The sequence below is a fragment of the Humisphaera borealis genome (assembly GCF_015169395.1).
Lineage (GTDB): Bacteria > Planctomycetota > Phycisphaerae > Tepidisphaerales > Tepidisphaeraceae > Humisphaera > Humisphaera borealis.
In genome coordinates this window covers 932,636-951,311 of the sequence record NZ_CP063458.1, presented here as the reverse complement: position 1 = coordinate 951,311, position 18,676 = coordinate 932,636, and the positions used below count along the sequence as shown (strand labels likewise).

At 64.8% G+C, this 18,676-nt stretch carries 10 protein-coding genes; 7 read left to right on the top strand and 3 right to left on the bottom strand.

Features of this window, described 5'->3' with window-relative positions:
* Window positions 1–223: 223 nt before the first annotated feature.
* Window positions 224–3,268, top strand: coding sequence for an FG-GAP repeat domain-containing protein (locus tag IPV69_RS03590; protein ID WP_206293543.1), 3,045 nt, complete (start codon window positions 224–226; stop codon window positions 3,266–3,268).
* Window positions 3,269–3,396: 128 nt separating this feature from the next.
* Window positions 3,397–4,686, top strand: coding sequence for an NPCBM/NEW2 domain-containing protein (locus IPV69_RS03585; protein WP_206293542.1), 1,290 nt, complete (start codon window positions 3,397–3,399; stop codon window positions 4,684–4,686).
* Between the two features lie 9 nt (window positions 4,687–4,695).
* Here the strand turns inward: IPV69_RS03585 and IPV69_RS03580 are convergent, their stop codons facing one another.
* Window positions 4,696–5,733, bottom strand: coding sequence for an alpha/beta hydrolase (locus IPV69_RS03580; protein ID WP_206293541.1), 1,038 nt, complete (start codon window positions 5,731–5,733; stop codon window positions 4,696–4,698).
* A 431-nt stretch (window positions 5,734–6,164) separates the two neighbouring features.
* On the opposite strand from IPV69_RS03580, the gene IPV69_RS03575 reads away from it, so the two are divergent.
* The 5 genes from IPV69_RS03575 to IPV69_RS03555 all read left to right on the top strand — a co-directional run bounded on the left by IPV69_RS03575 (window position 6,165) and on the right by IPV69_RS03555 (window position 14,503).
* Window positions 6,165–7,508, top strand: a complete 1,344-nt coding sequence (locus IPV69_RS03575) for a hypothetical protein (RefSeq protein WP_206293540.1) — start codon at window positions 6,165–6,167, stop codon at window positions 7,506–7,508.
* A gap of 447 nt (window positions 7,509–7,955) precedes the next feature.
* A complete protein-coding gene (locus tag IPV69_RS03570; protein WP_206293539.1) occupies window positions 7,956–8,837 on the top strand; it encodes a hypothetical protein in 882 nt (293 codons plus the stop codon).
* Between the two features lie 90 nt (window positions 8,838–8,927).
* Window positions 8,928–9,338: a DUF4259 domain-containing protein gene (locus IPV69_RS03565; RefSeq protein ID WP_206293538.1), complete on the top strand. Its 411-nt coding sequence runs from the start codon at window positions 8,928–8,930 to the stop codon at window positions 9,336–9,338.
* A 123-nt stretch (window positions 9,339–9,461) separates the two neighbouring features.
* Entirely contained in the window at window positions 9,462–12,893 is a 3,432-nt protein-coding gene (locus IPV69_RS03560; RefSeq protein ID WP_206293537.1) for a HEAT repeat domain-containing protein, read from the top strand.
* A gap of 53 nt (window positions 12,894–12,946) precedes the next feature.
* Window positions 12,947–14,503 carry a hypothetical protein gene (locus IPV69_RS03555; protein WP_206293536.1) on the top strand — a complete coding sequence of 519 codons (1,557 nt, stop codon included), beginning with the start codon at window positions 12,947–12,949 and terminating at the stop codon, window positions 14,501–14,503.
* Window positions 14,504–14,609: 106 nt separating this feature from the next.
* On the opposite strand, the gene IPV69_RS03550 is transcribed toward IPV69_RS03555, so the two are convergent.
* Together IPV69_RS03550 and ilvD are read right to left on the bottom strand one after the other, a co-directional pair.
* Window positions 14,610–16,646, bottom strand: coding sequence for a hydantoinase/oxoprolinase family protein (locus IPV69_RS03550; protein WP_206293535.1), 2,037 nt, complete (start codon window positions 16,644–16,646; stop codon window positions 14,610–14,612).
* 217 nt (window positions 16,647–16,863) lie between these two features.
* Window positions 16,864–18,579 carry a dihydroxy-acid dehydratase gene (gene ilvD / locus IPV69_RS03545; protein ID WP_206293534.1) on the bottom strand — a complete coding sequence of 572 codons (1,716 nt, stop codon included), beginning with the start codon at window positions 18,577–18,579 and terminating at the stop codon, window positions 16,864–16,866.
* Window positions 18,580–18,676: the final 97 nt, after the last annotated feature.

Here is an 18,676-nt window from a genome sequence, read left to right as displayed (position 1 = left end):
GCCAAATGGTTATCATCGTCGCTGCAATCGAGCCCTGACATCAGGGCTTTCCCTCGACTTGGGGCTTGGAAAGCCTGTTCCCTGCAATGTTTGCAGTCAGGCTGAAGAACTCGAGAAATCCTTACTTTGTTGAAGCGAGGCAGGCAACGAGCCATGCCCGATTCAACAGAAGTCCCTTGCCGGGGCGACAGACGTCCGGGCAGCGGCAGAACGAGGATTGGCTATGTTCTTCACGCACTTCGGCAGGCGTCAGCGGCAAACCAAGCAGGGGAACTCACCAACAGCCCGGGCAAAGATCGCCCGTGCGACACGGCTACCGGTCGAGAAACTCGAGGACCGAACACTCATGAGCTTCTCGGCCCCGGCGGTCTACCCGGCAGGTGCGACGCCGGCCTCAATGGCCGTCGCCGACTTCAACGGCGACCTCAAGGACGACATCGTCACCGTCGGCAGCGTCAGCGGCCGCGGCCTGGCCAGCGTCCTGCTCAACAACGGCGACGGCACCTTCGGGGTGGCGATCAGCTCCCCCACCAACAACACGCCCGTCGCCGTGAAGGTCGGCGACTTTGACGGCGACGGCAAGAACGACATCGTCACCCTCGCGTCGTACTACACCGGCGCACTGACGGTCCTCAAGGGCAACGGCGACGGCACCTTCCAGGCCCCCGTCGCTTACACGATCTCGATTCCTCCCACTTCCATCGAAGTCGCCGACGTCAACGCCGACGGCAAGCCCGACCTGGTCGCCGGCAACCACTACTTTAACTCGGTCAGCGTCTTCCTGAACGACGGCGCGGGCAACCTCGGGCCGAAGATGGACTCCGTCGCCGGCGGTAGCCCCGCGTCGGTCGGCGTGGCCGACTTCAACAACGACCTCAAGGCCGACATCATTTCCACGAACCAGGTTTCCGCAGGCACGGTGAACGTCCACCTCGGCAACGGCAACGGGACCTTCCTGCCGGTCAAGTCGAGTGCCGCGTTCTCGGCGCCGTTCGCCCAGACCATCGCCGACTTCAACGGCGACGGAAAGGTCGACATCGCCGTCGCCAATTCCTACAGCTCAAGCTTTATCTCCGTCCTCGACGGGAACGGCGACGGCACCTTCCAGCCCGCCCGCCCCTACAACATCGGCACCGCCCCGCTCGACATGGCCCAGGGCGATTTCGACCATGACGGCAAGCTCGACCTGATCCAGCGCACCGGTGCCGGCTTCGCAATCGAAACCGGCAACGGCGACGGCACCTTCAACGGCTCCGTGATCGACAACGTGTCGACCGGCAACGCGCTGAAGGTCGGTGATTTCAACGGCGACGGTGCTTCCGACGTCGCGATCAGCTCCACCAACGGCACCGTCTCGGTCTATATCAACGACAACAACGGCCTGGTCGGCGTACAGACCAACTCCAACTTCCAGATCACCGCCCCGACCACCGTCGCGGCCGGGTCGTTCGTTCCGGTCACCGTCACCGTCGTTGATAAAGCCGGTGTCCAGGTCAAGGACTACCTCGGAACGGTGTCCATCGTGACCACCGACGCCCGCGGCACCGGGCTGACCTACACCTTCACGGCCGCTGATCAGGGTACGCACACCTTCGCGACCGGCGTGCGCCTGGTCTCCGTCGGTTCGCAGACGATCATGGCAACCGCGCCGTTCGTCGGCACCGGCACCCAGGCCGTCACCGTCACCGCAGGCGTGGCAACTCGGTTCGGCGTCTCCGCTCCGACGTCGGCTGAAGCGGGAACACCGTTCGACTTCACTGTGATGGCGCTCGACGCCTTCGGCAACATGGGTGCCGACTACCAGGGCACCGTCCACTTCAGCAGTAACGATGTGCTCGCCGGCCTGCCCGCCGACTACACCTTCACTGCCGCCGACAATGGCATGCACACCTTCTCGGCTACGCTCAAATCGGCCGGCTACCGCAACATTGTCGCGACCGACACGGCAACGCCGAGCATCACCGGCTCATCCAACGCGGTGAATGTTCGCGCAAGGGAAGTCGCGTACCTTCGGCTGACCGGCGGATCGGGATCGATCGGCAAGGTTCGGTCCGTTCAAGTGGAAGCCTGCGATATGTACGGCAATGCTTCGAGCGTTGACACCCGCACCGTTCATTTCACCGGTTCCGACCCCTACATGGTCCTGCCGGCGGATCTGACGCTCGTCAACGGGCGTGGCACGACGTACGTGAAACTGATGACGCTCGGTGAACAGACGCTGACGGCAACCGATATCGCCGATCCCTCGATCACCGGGACGGAAACGATCGTGGGAACGACCGCCGATGTGGGTTCGTTCACGGTTTCCGGCTATGCGGCCAGCACGGTCGCCGGAACCGCCAACACGTTCACGGTGCGTGCCTTTGACGTACTCGGCAACGCGATGTCGAACTATGTCGGCACGGTCTACTTCGGCAGCAGCGACTACCAGGGCGTACTGCCGGCGGCATACACTTTCACGCCGGCCGACGCAGGCGTGCATACCTTCAGCGCCACGCTGAAGACGGCCGGCACGCACTCCATTACGGCGACCGACTACGCGTTCAGCGTGTCGGGCACGCAGATCGGCATTAGCGTTACCGCCGCCGCCGCGACGAGCCTGACCAGCTACGGCCCGCATAACGCTGTCGCCGGATCGTCAGTTGCGATGGTGATCACCGCCCGCGATGCCTACGGCAATGTCGCCACCGGCTATCGTGGGAAGCTCAAGTTCACCAGCACCGACGCGCAGGCCGGGCTGCCCACCGACTACAACTTCACCGCGGCAGATGCCGGCACTCATTCGTTCCCGATCACACTGAAGACGGCGACCTCGCAGACGGCGTACAGCAGCGTGACGGCGACCGATGCCTCGACCCCATCGCTCACCACGACGCTCGCGGCGATCGATGTGATCAACGGAGCACCGGCGAAGGTCACGCTCGCGATCCCGTCCAACGTCGCCCCCAATACGGCCTTCACCCTCAAGGTCACGATCCTGGACGCCTGGGGCAACAAGGTAAAGAACTACTACGGCACCGTGCATTTCTCGAGCAGCTCGACCGCTCTGGGCCTGCCGGCGGATTACACGTTCAATGGCGATGACGCTGGCGTACACAGCTTCACGCTCACCTCGACCAGCACCAGCACCCAGACGCTCACCGTGACCGACCTGGACACGTCGTCCCTGGTTGCCAGCGTGACCTTCACGCCCAAGGCCGGTGGTGGTGGCGGTGGTGGCGGTGGTGGCGGTGGCGGCGGCGGTGGCGGTGGCGGCAAGAAGGTCTGACCTTCAGCCGCTACGCTCAGCAGGATTCGCCTGCGAGCGTAGAGTCGATTGCAAAAACCCAACCGCAGCCCGCGAGCACTGCCCGCGGGCTGCGGCTTCATTTCTACCTGCGGTACAATCAGGATCCGATGATTCGATTCAATCTGCTCAGGCTTCTATTTCTGGCCGCGATCGCCCTACCTGCCGGGTCCGCTTTCGCATGGGGCGAGCCGCATCTGGCCATCACCAAAGCCGCGCTTGAGGTACTCCCGCCCTGGCAGCAGCAGTTACTCGGCGACGAGCTTGCCCCGCTGGCCGGCAAGTACTGCATGATTCCAGACAACGTCTTTACGGACCGCCCTAACGCCCGCTTTGCGATGATCGAGGGAAGGGCCGAGGTCTACCTGCTCAATCTGCACCTGCCGGCACAGCAGCCGGAGAACCTGCAGACGCTGCGCTATTTTATGGGCAAGGCGGTCGACGCGCTTCGAGCCAAAAACGTGAAGGACGCCGCCCGCTACATGGGCACGATCTGCCACCAGATCGAAGATTACGGCAGCCCGTCCCACACGATGCCCGGCGACAACATGTTCACCCTGCTTCAGCAGTTCATGCCGCCGCCCGATGCGATGAAGGACCAGTTGCTTCATGGTCCGGTCGAGAACGGAACGTTTGCCGTCACCCTCGCAGACTACAAGCCCGCGCTGCTGGGGACGACGGTCGACGAAGCCTCCTGGCGCTTGCTGCACCGCATCCACGACGGCATTCTCAACGCACGATCGACGACCCTGCCGATCATCCAGGCGCTATACGCCGACGACGCAAAACGCGTCGAGAGCTGGCAGATCAAAGCCGCAAAAGTGGACGCACAGGTCGTCGCCGATGCGATGTACACGATTCTTTGTCTCGGCGCCGAGCGGTTCGATGAGGCCGAGCAGAAGTCACTCAGGCGTGTAGCGATCGGCGGGTTCTTTCCGCTTGAAGCGGCGAGCCTCTACTACCCCCAGTCGCAGTTTTACAGTTCGCCTCACTGGGGACATGCGCGGTCCGGCGTCATTCTGGCCGAGGGAAAGAAGGCAATGCCGCTGCGGCTGCGCGTCTCGGACGGCGACGGCACTGCCGAACGCGAGTTCACTAATGGCGTCAGCGCAGGCATGGGCAAGTCCCTGATGTTCCATCTGCCCAGGGGGACGTATGCCCGCTTTTCCGTTCTTGGCGGACTCCATCCGCAACTCGGCGAAAAGGGCAAGGTTGAGTTCGCGGTCATCGGCGATGGAAAGACGCTTGCGTCGGCAATCGTCGCCGGTACCGAACCGGCCCACGCCTTCGACTGCGACATCAGCGGTGTAGCCGAGTTGAAGCTCTCGCTGACTTCGCGCGGATCGGAGCCCAAAAGCAACTATGCGATCTGGGCCGAGCCGCTCCTGATCAAACCCTGACCGCCTCCCTTACGGCTTCACATCATGATCCCATGGCCGCAGCGTCTCGCGGCAGAACTTGCGGATCTCCTCGGTCGGGGCGGCCATCAGGCGGTTCTCGATCGTCGCCTTCTGCACACGCAGCACCTTGCGCGTCGTTAAGACCGTGGTGTGCTGGTTCAGGCTGATTTCATCGACATCCTGCCGGTAGCCGATTTCGAACGCCCATTTGGTCAGTGGCTGCATCCAGCGGAGGCCGAACGCATCGGGTCCCAGCCGGGAAGCGACGACCTCATCGGCGCTAACGATCGGATCGGCGAGCACAATCGCGAACAGCTTCTCGTCCTTCTCCGCCGCCAGCAGTACGGCGTTGGCGCCGGTACCCAGGCCGATGACGGCGATCCGGCTGTCGTCCACAAACGGGCGACCCCGAAGCAGATTGACGGCGGCCTTGACGTCCATCGATTCGTCGAGGCCGAAGGTCTGGGGGGCGCGGTCCACCGTGCCGACGCCGCGCAGGCCGACCGCCAGCACGACGATGCCTTCTTCGTGCAGCGGTGCGATCAGCGGGAGCATTTGCGCCGGCGACTGGCCGTGATCGTGGACCAGCACAACCGCCGGATGTTTCTGATGGAGCAGGCGGTCCTTGTGTAGCAGGACGCGGCGGGCATCGACGACCGGAACCAGCCAGCCGGTCAGCCGAGTGCCGTCGCCGCTGGCGAACTCGACCGGGTCGTAGTAGACACCAAAGGACGCGGGGTCGCCGTTGGCGATTGCCGCCTGCGGGTGAGTGCCACTGAACACCAGCACGCCGGCGACCAATGCCATCGCGAGCGGCGCAAAGAGCAGGCGGTATGCCACGCCCCAGGCCCAGCGGCTGCCCCGGCTGTCGCCGGCGAACTTGAGCTTGTCCCGGCGCAGCGTCAGCGGCTGGCTCAGGAGCTTCCGGGCCACCCAGCGAAGCCCCCGGGCCGCGCAGGCGACCCATCGGCGTTTCCCCGGTGGGGCCTGCAACTCCTGCAGGAACAGGGGGTCCATCACCGGGCGCTGCATCAGTGGCCGACTCATGGAAACTCCGGGACAACCTCGGGGCCGGCGTCGCCTCGGTAAACCGGGCTTCGCGGCGTCGAACACATACGGACAATCACCGGTCCGACATACGATTGAGCGCCTTACCGGGTCGACTGTGTAATGTGCCAAGGCCGGGTAAGGGGCGGAAACCTGACCGCCTGTCAGGTTTGTAGGGCGTGTAAGTTCTGGGTAAACATTGGGTTCGCTGTTGCGTCCCGGATTGCCAACTCGTACACTTTTGCCCGGCGGGACGCTATGGAAATATGGAGCGGCCCGAACCATGGAAGGTAATGTGAGAGCAAGGTGTCAGCCGTAGCAATGGCTGAGGCAGGTTACGGGGAACTCAAGACTGGCATGGATGCCGGTCGTCAGCGGCGCGTTGTCGTTAGTCACGTCAGCGTGTCGCACACTTGAAGGGTAGGTCACGGATGGCCAAGCGCAAGAACTCCACCGCCCTATTTGAAGTCATGCGAGCCGCCCAGCAGAAGGCGCTGGAACGCCAGGGCATCTCGCTGCAAGGCGGCGCCACCCAGAGCGGCAACGCTCAAGGTGGAGCATCGCAAAGTAGCCACCCCCAGAGCGGTCACACCCAGGGTGGTCACACCCAAAGCAGTAGTCCACCAACCAGTAGCGCCCGCAGTTCATCCGAGGGTCACACTTCGGCAACAGCGGCAGGCCGCTCCTATGCACCGCCACCGGGGCATTCGCAGCTCAAGCCATTGGGCACGCCTGCCATTTTCACGGTGACTCGCAAGTGGTTCGCCGCCCTGATGGAAAAGCGGGCCGGTTCCACTGCTACATCGGACGAGTCCGCTCCCCCTGCGTTAGACCCGACAGACCCCACGGCCGGTATCACCGCGGTGACGCTCGCTTCGCGCAGCGCGCGGCAGTCCGTCTCAACTCCCGCACCTGCGATCGCCCCGAACCCCGAACAGGTTTTCGTGGATGAGTCGCAGGATGACGAAGCGCCGCCGGTGCCTACGCTGCGACAGGCGGTGCCCCGGGCCACCGCAGCATCCCGCGGAGGCGCTGGTTCGTCGTCCCAGGTCGCCGGGTTGTCGGTGACCCGCTCTGAAAACGACTCTTCGCCCAAGCCGGGCAATCAGGTCGCCATCGACCGCGACCGCCAGGAAGTCACGCTCAAGGTGCGATTCCAGACGGTCGCGATCGGCGTTGTGGCAACGCTTGTGGTGGTCGGGCTCGCTTACATCGCCGGTAAGAAGACGGGTGCCCCCACTGCCCGTGTCCCATCAACGCCGGAGATCAAGAGTGGACCGGTTCAGCCCGGTGTGCTGGACCCTCGCGGCACCAAGGCCGTCCCCGGTGGCGACGCCCGAATGGCCGCCGAGCGCATCCCGGGCAGCGCGATGGCCGGCGCATCGCCGTCGGTGAATGGCAGCACCACGGTGCGCGCCGGTGACGCGGTCTTCGTCGATTCGCCGGTGGTGAATGGCCTGTCGAAGCGCGACCCCGGGCTGAACTACTGCGTCATTGAATCGTACGGACCCAGCCAGCAGCAGTGGGCGCTGGACGTGCGCGACTTTCTGAATGGTGCCGGCATCCCCTGCACCATCGAGATCGGCCGCCCGAACCTGCGCACCCGCAGCGGCGACTACCTCATCGTGGGCACGCGGGGTTTCGCACCGCGATACGGCAATGCGGCCGCCTACAAGAGCTACATCGAGTCGATCGAGCAGGCGAGCGTCGCGTTTCCCGACAAATCAAAGTTTCACCAGCCTCAGATGATGATGGTCAAGTGGATCGACGAGTAGCACCGGACCCGTCCGGCCTCGCCGATTCGCAATCGCCTGCCACCAACGCGATCCGCGCAGGTCGCCCGCTTGTCCCTTGCCCACGCCGCCCTACACACATCGACGCATCATGTCCGACAGTCTGTCGGCCGAACCGTGCCGTACGCCCGGGCTGCAATAAGCGGCCGTGAGGATTGCGTCATCACCCTCGGTACAACAATCAGCGGTCGGTACGCCCGAGTGTCCCTCCATCTCTTCACTCCGCTTGAGCACGCTCTGAAAAACCAGGTTCAGGCGTCGTCTGCCATGAGATTGATTTCATGACCTTGCGGCACGACCGCAGGCTCGCGGTTTGTTTCTTCGATCCCCGTGGCGAGAACAGTTTCACTCTCTTTACACGGAGGATTTTACATGCGTAAGCATTTATCTCTCATGATTGCGGCGTCTTTGGCAACCGGATCTCTGTTGATGGCTCAGGAGCAGAAGCCGGCCATCACCGCTGATGAGCCCACGCCCGCCAAGAAGGCTGAGGACGCGGTCGATCGCGCTGCCGAGCGTGTCGAACGCGCGGTGGACAAGACTGCAGACAAGGTCGAGAAGAACGCCGAGGCCAAGGCGTTCGCGCTCCCCGCTGGCGTCACGCCGAAGGACCTGAAGGAAGAAGGCGACGTCCGCAACGCGTTCGAAGCGGTCACCGAAGCGTCGATGTCCAAGGACATCTTCGACAACATCGTCAACCGACTGGTCGATGCCGACCGTGATCGCATCAGCAAGTACAAGGACACCAAGCCCGACTGGAAGCCGCTGACCGATCGCGTCGCGACGCTGGAACGAAGCTGGAAGGAAAAGTACGGCAAGAGCTTCGACCTCGATGAAAAGGTTGTCTTCGGCACCAACAACTACGTGGTGGTCGCCCAGGGCGAAATCAGCGACCCCAAGGCGCTGATCGGCAACTGGCCCGTGCAGCCGAACGTGGGTGCCGTGATGGCCGCCGCCAAGAAGCCTGCCGTCAACGCCGCCGAACAGGCGACCGAGACGAACAAGGCCGCCGGCGGTGATACGAACCTCGACAAGGGCCGCAACGTCGCGGTCGCCCGCTACCCGGCCGGCCACGGACTGCCGGCGGTCGATGCGTCGCTCATCCACGAACTGCCTGACATCTGGCGCTTCGATCTGCCCGACAACATCGACGGACAGAAGCTGACGGCAAACCTGATTGCTCACCTTAACCAGGTCGGCACACAGGGCTGGCCGGATGACATCAACGAGGCGTATCGCATCGTGGCGCACCGCGTGCTGCTGGCGATGTACGACGTCCCGGTCGAATCGGTGAACGCCGCCCGTAACTAGAACGCACCGTTACAAGAGTTGTCTCTCTTGCACCCCAGCCCCTTGCCTCGGTTTACCGATGGCAAGGGGCTGGTTGTATGATGGGTGCCTATGGGTGCCTGGGGCCACGAATCGTTCGCCAATGACGACGCCGCCGACTTTGTCGCGACACTTGGTGATGTTTCGGACTTGTCTCTCGTCGCCAAGGCGATCAACGAACTCCTTGCCGAGAGCGACGACTACGTTCCCATGGATTTCGCAGGGGCGGCGATCGCGGCGTGCGAAGTGATTGCCCGACTAAAGGGCAACTGGGGCCGGCGCGACACAGCTTCCGAGCCGGTGGATCGCTGGGTGGAAAACCATCCCCAGAAAGTCCCGTCGAAGCTGATCCGCCGTGCCCTCAAGGCGATCGACCGCATCCTGGACGACGATTCGGAACTTCGAGAGCTCTGGTACGAAGGACAGGCAGGCGACGACTGGAAGGCTTCGGTCGATGACCTGCGCCGAAGGGTTGCCGGCTGAGATACCGCCTGCCTTGAAATTGCACTCGCCTGCTACGATCCGATAACAACCCGCCGCCGGCAGAGTACACTGGACAGCCGTCGACCACTGTCGGTTGTCGCTCTCTCGCCGGAACCCATTCTCATGATCCCGATGCTTCGCAACCTTGCCGTGCTCGCTGCGGTTCTCGTGATTCCTGCCATCAGCCGGGGCCAGGCCGCCCCAGCCGATGGTCGGCCTGCGCTGGAACTGCGTAAAGACCCCAAACCCCCCGTCGCCCCCGAAGGTTGGAAGGTCGAGACGGTCCTGCTGTCGCCGCAGATCGAATCGCCTTCGGTCGTCTGTGCCCTGCCCGACGGCCGGGTGCTCATCGGCGAAGACCCGCTCGACAACCACGGCGGCAAAGACCCGATCGACCGCATCGTCTGCCTCTGGCCCGACGGCAAGCTCACCGTCTGGGCCGACAAGCTCAATCCGGTTTTTGGCCTGGCGTATCTCGACGGCAAAGTCTTCGTCCACCAGTACCCGATCCTCAGCGTCTACGACGACATCGACGGCAAGGCCGCCAACCGCAAGGACCTCATCAACCAGACCGGCAAGCCGACCATCGGCGGGCTGAACGACCACATCCCGGCGCAAATCCGCCTGGCGATGGACGGTTACTTCTACATGGCGGTCGGCGATCGCGGCGTGTGGGGTGCCAAGAGCAACATCGACGGGTCCGAGGCTGAGCTGCCCGGCGGCGGGCTGCTGCGCTTCAAACCCGACGGCACCAAGCTGGAAGTCTACAGCACCGGCACGCGCAACCACCTCGACGTCTCCATGACCAGCGAGGACGAAAAGTTTACCTACGACAACACCGACGACGGCCACGGCTGGTGGACCCGCTTCACCCACATGGTCGACGGCGGTTACTACGGCTATCCGTGGGACTACAAAGCGCCCGAAAACAAGAACGACCCCAACAGCCGCAAGGCCCCGCAGGGCGGACTGGCCGAGAAGCCGTACCAGCCCTACACGCTCTGGCGGATGGCCGAGTACGGCGGCGGCTCTCCCTGCGGCGCGATCGGCTACACCGAAGACGCGTTGCCGCCGGAGTTCCGCGACAACCTGTTTCACTGCGACTGGGGCAAGGGGAAGGTCCAGCGTTTCCAGGTATCGCGCGACAGCGGGACGTTCAAGGTCGATCAGATGACCGACTTCCTCTCGCCCGGCGGCGACCTGCGCCCGCTCGGCATCGACATCACCGCCGACGGTCTGGGCTTCTGGGTGACGGATTGGGGCTACGGCGGCTGGCACCAGAAGAAGCCGGAAGTCGGCCGACTGATCAAGGTCACCTGGACCGGCAAGAACCACGCGACGCCGAAACCGGAATGGTATGTGCCAGCGGCGATGGGGAAAAAGTTCGATGCGACGACGGCGGAATTGATCGAAGGGTTGAAGCACCCGGCGCGGAGCGTGCGGATGGTGGCGCAGCGGCGGCTCGCGGAAAAGGGCGATGGCGAGACGGTCAAGGCACTAGGAGCAATCATCCAGGACAATGGTGCCAGCCCCGCCGCCCGCTGGCACGCGATCTGGGCGATCCACGGCATGCATCCGGCGGACTCTAAGGTTCGGATTCGTATCCTCGGCGATGCCGCGGAACTGGTGGGTGCCAAGAATTGCGATGCCAGCGTTCGCCGACAAATCATGCGACTGATCGGCGAAGAGCGACTTGCCTGGGCAGCACGAGACCTGAAGGCCGCCCTGGCCGATGCCGACGCGGCGATCCGCTTTCAGGCGGCGACGATCCTTGGCCGCCTGGGCTCGGTCGAAGCCGTGCCGTCGGCCCTGACGGCGCTGGACTCGGAAAAGGATCTGTTCGCCCGCTTCGCGCTGTTCACGGCGCTTCATCGCATTGGGAAAGCCAACCCGGACGCCTGGCCGGCGATCGTTGCAGGGATTGAAGGCGACTCCGACGCCGTCCGGGCCAACGTCACCTACGCCCTCCGGAACACCTACGACTCCAAGCTCGTCGACGCGCTCGTGAAACTCGCGTTCGACAAGACCAAACCTGCCGTCGCCCGTTCCACCGCCTTGCTATCGGCGGCCGATCTGCATCGCCAGCCCAAGCCCTGGGGCGGCAACTGGTGGGCCACGCAACCGGTTGGCAATCCACGGCCGCCAAAGGTGGTCGATTGGGAAGGCACGACGACTGTCCTCAACGCGATCCGCGATCTCGCGAAAGACGCCGACCCGGCCGTCAGAGCGGCGGCGGTCAAGGCGATGGTCATCGCGCCCGATCCCGGCAACGCCGAGTTGCTCGTGAACCTGTTCGGGCAGGCGCAGGACGTCGAGACCCGGACGCTGATCCTCAAGGCGCTGACGCCGGCGAAATCGGGCAAGGCGGTCGAGCTGGCAACGGCGGTGCTGAAGGACCCCAAGGCCCCCGCCGCCCTCATCCCCGATGCCATTGCCATCCTGCGCGAGGCCGGCGCGAAGGACGCCGTGCCCGTGCTGATTTCACTGGTCGAGAACGCGGCGTTGCCCGAGGTCATCGAGCCGGCGATGGACACGCTGGGGAGCCTGAAGGCCAAGGAAGGCGTGCCGGCGATCGCCAAGCGCATTGCCGCGACCGAGCCGCAGATCTGGAACGGCGCGATCAACGCGCTGCAATCGATCAACGACAAGACGGCGATCGAAGCGCTGATCGTGACGCTGAAGGACAAGCGAACGGACGTTCGCAAGAACGCCGTCGTCGCGCTCGGCCAGATGAAAGCGAAAGACGCCGTGCCGGCGATGGTCGAGGCGGTGCAGACCAAGAAGGTGAGCGGCGACGGGCTGCAGGCGCTGAGCCGCATTCCTGACGTGCGGGCGCTCGACGTTTACTTGAACACCCTGGCCGACAAGAACCGCGGGTTTGTCCGCGACGCCCGCGGTGCGGTCGAGAAGATCAAGGCCGAGGCGTTGCCGCTGATCGAGCAGCGGCTGGCCGAGGGCAAGATCAAGCCCGAGGCGATCGTGGTGCTACAGGAGATCTACGCGAAAGATCGAACCAGCAAGCTGTTCGACCCGAAGTTCGCCCCGGCGGTTGGCGGCGCGGCCAAGGGGCCCGACGCCTTCGCCGCATTCGCGATGGCCAACCCCGGCGACGCCGCCAAGGGCAAGGCCGTTTTCAACGGGCAGGCAGCGGCGTGCATGAAGTGCCACCAGGCGGTGCAAAACGAAGGCGGCCTGATCGGCCCGAGCCTGGTCGGCGTCGGCGGGAAGTACGACCGGGCCAAGCTTGTCGAATCGGTCGTCTATCCGAGCAAGCAGATCTTCGACGGCTTCCAGCAGACGATCATCAAGACGAAGGATGACGACGTGATCGCCGGCATCGTCAAGTCGGAGAGCGAGGCCGAGATCGAGATCTACGACTCGACCGCCGCCCGAATCGTGGTGAAGAAGGCAGACGTCAAAACCCGCAAGCACAGCGAACTGTCGGCAATGCCCGAGGGGCTGGAGCAGGCGATGAGCCCGCAGGAGTTCGCCGACCTGATCGCCTACCTGGCGAGCCTGAAGGAAGGCGGCACCCCGCCGCCGGCGAAGAAGTGACGGAAGCAGTGACGTCAGATCAGCATGGAGTAAGTCACTGGCGACGTCGCCGAGTGCCCGCGCTCGTCGCGGCGGCGTTGTCGCTGGCGCTCTACGCCGTCACGCTTGGCGGCACGTTCATCTACGACGACCTGTACATCGCCCGCGACGACCCGAGGCTGGCATCGCCGGACCGCTGGCGCTACTTCTGGACGGATCAGTATTTTCCCGAAGGCGCCGACAAGCTGTTCCGCCCGCTCACCAGCATGACGTACGCCCTCCAGGCGTACACGACCGGCGACCGGGCCTGGCCGTTTCACCTGGTGAACTGGCTGCTCGCGGCGGCGTGTGCGGCGGCGGTCACCGAGTTTTCCCGAAGGCTTGCCGGCTGGTGGCCCGGCTTGATCGCCGGCCTGCTGTTTGCCGCTCACCCCATTCATGTCGAAGCGGTCGCCGGCATTGTCGGCCGGGCAGAACTGATGTGTGCCCTGGCGACGATCGGCGGCTTGACGCTGTATGTCGGCAAACGGCTGACCGCCCGGCGCGTCGCGGCGATCGTCGCTTGCTGCATCGCGGCGCTGCTGTCTAAAGAGCAGGGCATCTTCTTCCCCCTGCTGCTGGCAATGCTCGCGGGTCTGCAATGGCTCGGGCGTCGTCGAAACCCGGCACCTGCGGCGATGATCGCGACGCCCGATCTATCGCAGCGACGGCTTGGCGTGATCCTGGCGATGTGCCTGGTGTACGTGATCGCCGGCTACTTCTTCTACCGCGAGGCGATCCTTCCCCTGGCGTGGGATCGGGCGCTGATCGAGTGGGGACTGAACCCGATGGTCGCGAGCACCGGCGCCGACCGCTGGCTGATGCCGCTGGTCATCCTCGGCCGCTACGCCGCGTTGCTGCTCTGGCCGCGCACACTATCGGTCGATTACGGCGCAGAGGTGATCGGGTCGTCTGTCCGCTGGAGCGAGCCCTGGTTCTATGTCGGCGTGATGGTGGTCATCGGCTCGGTAGTCCTGCTCGTCCGATCGTTGCGACGTCGCGACGTGCCCGTTGCGTTCTGCACGCTGGCGGCCGGGCAGCTGTACGGCGTGGTCAGCAACCTGCCATCGATCATCGGGACGATCCTGGCCGAGCGGCTGATGTTCCTGCCGTCGGCGTTCTTGGCGGTGCTGGCGGGCATCGGGATCACGCGCTTCGCCGCCGGCAGCATGGCCCGGCGACGGACGGCGGTGATTGCAGTCCTTTCCCTGCTTCTACTGGGATCGCTCCGTACGTACACCTACGCGCTCCGCTGGAACGACCCGCTTGCCCTCTACGCCGTCGCGCTCCAGGAACACCCGAAGTCGGTCCAGTTGCATCGCGGCGTCTTTGCGCAGTACGCCAGCCAGGGAAGATGGACCGAGGCCAGGCAGATCGGCGAATCGTGCGTGGCGGCCGCGCCGAACTACTGGCGGTCGTACGTGCTGGTGGCGTCGGCCGACATCGAGCTGGGCCACATCCAGCGCGCTCGCGAGCTGCTGCAGTACGCAAAGGACCACCACTACAACAACGAGCTGATCGGAGCTTGGATGCAACTGGAAGGAAGGATTGAGGAACTCAACGGCGGACCGGCAACACGGCCGACGGAGTAAGTCGCAACGCGCTATCCAATAAGCGGTCCCCGCAGGCCCACTCTTCCGTCTCGTCCATGCGTGCAGCTGCGATGCGACCGCTAATCGGGTTGCCTGTGCGAAACTTCTATCGCCCCAATGTGACAATCCCCCGCCCGTCACACTGTGCCGTCCAACCGGTGGGGATGAACGTAGTCGACTGGTCGTCGATCAGCAGAAAAGGGCCGGGTGTAGGGCCGGCCGCCAGCAACTGCTCCCTCGTTCGGAACCCGCCGGCGACCGGCGTGCTGTCGGCGTCGATGGTGGGCAGTTCGATCGGCGCGACCCGGCCGACCCGCCGCAGCCGCAGCGTGACGATCTCAATCGCCCGGCCGCTGGGCAGACTGCCGTAGCGCTCGGCGTAGGCATCGCGAAAGCTCTGCTCGATCCGCTCACGGTCAGCCCCGCGGACGGGCACCGTCAGCTCGTAAGACTGGCCTTTGAAGCGGACGTCAGCGTAGGCCTCGACCGCCGCGAGCTGCTCCTGCGGCAGCCGGTCGGAAGCGAGCATGTTCAGGTGGCCGTACTCGGCATACAGGCGGTGGTCGTCGAGGCCTTCGCCCAGGTGCAAAACGGTCTTGGAGACGTCGGCGACGGGTGGCGCGGCGACCATGCCCAGCGCGCTCAGCACGCCACAGTAGGGAGGAATGATGACCGACCGGATTTCCAGCGACTCGGCGATCGCACACGCGTGCAGCCCGCCCGCCCCGCCGAAACTGACCAGCGCGAAGTCCTTCGGATCGAGCCCCCGCCGGCTGGTGACGGCGCGAACAGCCCGGCTCATGTTCTCTTCGGCGACACGGACGATACCGTCGGCAGCCTCTTCGACCGACTTGCCCATCGCCGCCGCCAGCGGCGCGATCGCGCTTGCGGCCAGGGTAGAATCGATGAGCATCTGCCCGCCGGCGAATCGGTCGGCGGGGATTCGGCCGAGAATCAGGTTGGCATCGGTGACGGTCGGCTCGGTGCCGCCGCGGCCGTAGCACGCGGGGCCGGGAATCGCGCCGGCGGATTTCGGCCCGACGCGCAGCGCCCCACCGGCGTCGAGAGACGCGATCGACCCGCCCCCCGCGCCGACAGTATGGATGTCCAGCGCCGGCAGGCGGATGGGCAGGCCGTCGATGACGCCGTCGGTCGTCCACTGCGGCTTGCCGCCCACGATCGTCGCGACATCCGTGCTGGTGCCGCCCATGTCGTAGGTGATGACGTTCTCGAGCCCGGCGGCTTTGGCGATCAGCAGCGCGCCCATGACGCCCCCCGCCGGACCTGAAAGCACCAACCGTGCGGCGGAGACGGAGGCTTCGACAACAGAAAGGGTGCCGCCCGTTGACGACATAATCTGCAGTGGAGTGGGTGAAGGGGTGGCATGGGCAAGCGTACTCGCTTGCCCGTGGGCTTGTGGGTCGGCGTCCGCCACGGGCAAGCGAGTACGCTTGCCCATGCCACCCAATCCCGATTCCAGCTTCGTCAGGTACTCTTCCACCCGTGGCCGCAGCGCCGCATTGATGACCGTGGTGCTCGCACGTTCGTACTCGCGAAATTCCGGCAGCACGTCGCTGCTGAGGCTAACCGTGAGCCCCGCCGCTTTGCACCGCTCGGCGATCAGTCGCTCGTGGGCTGGGTTGACGTAGCTGTAGATGAGGCAGACCGCGACGTGCTTCAGTCCGCGCGATTGGATGGTCGCCACCAGCGCGTCCACCTCGGCGTGGTCGAGCGGCGTGACGACGTCACCGGCGGCGCTGACTCGATCGCGGACAGTGAACCAGTTTTCCTCCGCCGTCAGCGGTGCCGGGCGAACAACGTGCAGCGCGTAGAGCTCGGGCCGGTTCTGGCGGCCGATCAGCAGCATGTCTCGGAAGCCTTCGGTGGTGATGAACGCGACGGGCTCGCCCTTGCGTTCGAGCAGTGCGTTGGTGGCGACGGTGGAGCCGTGAACGATCGCTTCGGCCGCCCCGCCGTCACTCGCCGCCGTCGCGACGGCAGCGATGACCGCGCGGTGGAATTCCGGCGGCGTGGAAGGAATCTTCACGACGCGCAGCGTCTGCCCGTCGAACGCCACCAGGTCGGTGAACGTTCCACCGACGTCGACACCAATGCGCAGGTTAAGACTGTCGTGATTGGGCATGACCGGTTGCGCCGCGATCGGCTGTCCGTGACACGGGTTTCCAACCCGTGCGAGGTGCGCCTGCGTCGTCAGATGTACATCCTCAGTTGGCTATTTTGAAACGCAAGAAGAACGGCCGCCCTGAAGATTGACGGCTTTTCTACTCCGACGCACCTCGCACGGGTTGGAAACCCGTGTCACGGACAGCCGGGCACGCGCTCCCATAACGCACTCGCCATCACGCCTCGTCCGTCACGCAGCCTTCGGACGCGTTCTTCACCAGGCGGATGTACTTCGCGAGGTAGCCGCGGTTGGCCTTGGGGGCGGGCGGCTCCCAGGCGTTTTTGCGGCGGGCGAGTTCGGACGGCTCGATGTCCACCGTGATCGCATGCGATGCGGCGTCGATGTTGATGCGGTCGCCGTCGTGCACCAGCGCGATCGGTCCGCCGTCGGCGGCTTCGGGGGCGACATGGCCGACGATGAAGCCGTGCGACCCGCCGCTGAAGCGGCCGTCGGTGATCAGCGCCACCTTGCCGACCAGCCCGTACCCGGCGAGCGACGCCGTCGGGCTGAGCATCTCCGGCATGCCGGGGCCGCCCTTGGGGCCTTCGTAGCGAATGACGACGACGTCTCCCGCCTGGATCTTCTTCTGTTCCAGCCCATGGATCATGTCTTCTTCAGAATCAAACACCCGCGCCGGCCCGCTGAAGTGCGTGCCTTCCTTGCCGGTGATCTTGCCCACCGCACCTTCGGGCGCAAGGTTGCCGCGAAGGATCAGGATGTGCCCCGACTTCTGCAACGGATCGCTGAGCGGCCGAATGATCGGCTGCTGGCCGGGGCCGTTGCCGAACGGCTTGATCGGCGCGATCGTCTTGAGGTTCTCGGCGATCGTCTTGCCGGTGACGGTCATGCAGGACCCGTCGATCAACCCCTCGTCGAGCAGCATCCGCATCACCGCGGGCACGCCGCCGTAGGCGTGAACGTCTTCCATCACGAACTTGCCGGACGGCTTGAGGTCGGCAAGCAGCGGGGTTTCGGCGTTCATCTTCCGCCAGTCGTCGATGCTCAGTTCGAGCCCGAACGACCGCGCCATCGCGATGCTGTGCAGCACGACGTTGGTCGATCCGCCGAGCACAATCGCCAGCCGCATCGCGTTGCGGAAGCTCTGGTTGGTGACGATGTCGCGCGGCTTGAGATCGAGTTCCATCAGCTTGCGGACGGCGTGGCCGGCGGCGACGCATTCCTTCTGCTTGTCGGGGTCTTCGGCCGGCGTACAACTGCTATAGGGCAGCGACAGGCCGAGACACTCGATGAACGACGACATCGTGTTGGCGGTGTACATGCCGCCGCACGCGCCGGCGCCGGGGCAGCTCTTGGCGATGATCGTCTTGCGTTCGTCTTCGGTGATCGCCCCGGCCAGGCTCTGACCGTACGACTGAAACGCCGAGACGACGTCGAGCTTTTCTTCCTTGCCCTTGAGGGTGGCGCAGCCGGCGCGGATGGTGCCGCCGTAGACCATGATGCTCGGGCGGTTGAGCCGGCCCATCGCCATCACGGTACCGGGCATGTTCTTGTCGCAGCCGGGGATCGCGATCAGCGCGTCGTACCACTGGGCGCCCATGACAGTTTCGATCGAGTCGGCGATCAGGTCGCGGCTGGCGAGCGAGTAGCTCATGCCGTCGGTGCCCATCGAGATGCCGTCGCTCACGCCGACGGTGTTGAACCGCATGCCCACCTGGCCCGCCTCGACGACGCCCTTCTTCACCACGATGCCGAGATCGGCCAGGTGCATGTTGCAGGGGTTGCCCTCGTACCAGACCGAGCAGATGCCGACCTGGGCCTTGTTCAAATCGGCACCGGAGATACCGGTGGCGATGAGCATTGCCTGGCTGGCGGCCTGCGTGGCGGGCTGGGTGATCTTGGCGGAATAGCGATTGAGCGGTTGCTGAGACATAGGGGGAGGGATCATACGGCGGACGGGCGGGTTCGTCTAAGACCCCCAAACGCCAGTCGATCGCGGGGTCATTCCAACCATTCCGACGGCGTCTCGG

Coding starts and splice junctions, on each gene's coding strand:
- IPV69_RS03590 (WP_206293543.1), top strand. CDS start 224: ATGTTCTTCACGCACTTCGGCAGGCGTCAGCGGCAAACCAAGCAGGGG.
- IPV69_RS03575 (WP_206293540.1), top strand. CDS start 6,165: ATGGCCAAGCGCAAGAACTCCACCGCCCTATTTGAAGTCATGCGAGCC.
- IPV69_RS03585 (WP_206293542.1), top strand. CDS start 3,397: ATGATTCGATTCAATCTGCTCAGGCTTCTATTTCTGGCCGCGATCGCC.
- IPV69_RS03570 (WP_206293539.1), top strand. CDS start 7,956: ATGGCTCAGGAGCAGAAGCCGGCCATCACCGCTGATGAGCCCACGCCC.
- ilvD (WP_206293534.1), bottom strand. CDS start 18,579: ATGTCTCAGCAACCGCTCAATCGCTATTCCGCCAAGATCACCCAGCCC.
- IPV69_RS03565 (WP_206293538.1), top strand. CDS start 8,928: ATGGGTGCCTGGGGCCACGAATCGTTCGCCAATGACGACGCCGCCGAC.
- IPV69_RS03550 (WP_206293535.1), bottom strand. CDS start 16,646: ATGCCCAATCACGACAGTCTTAACCTGCGCATTGGTGTCGACGTCGGT.
- IPV69_RS03580 (WP_206293541.1), bottom strand. CDS start 5,733: ATGAGTCGGCCACTGATGCAGCGCCCGGTGATGGACCCCCTGTTCCTG.
- IPV69_RS03560 (WP_206293537.1), top strand. CDS start 9,462: ATGATCCCGATGCTTCGCAACCTTGCCGTGCTCGCTGCGGTTCTCGTG.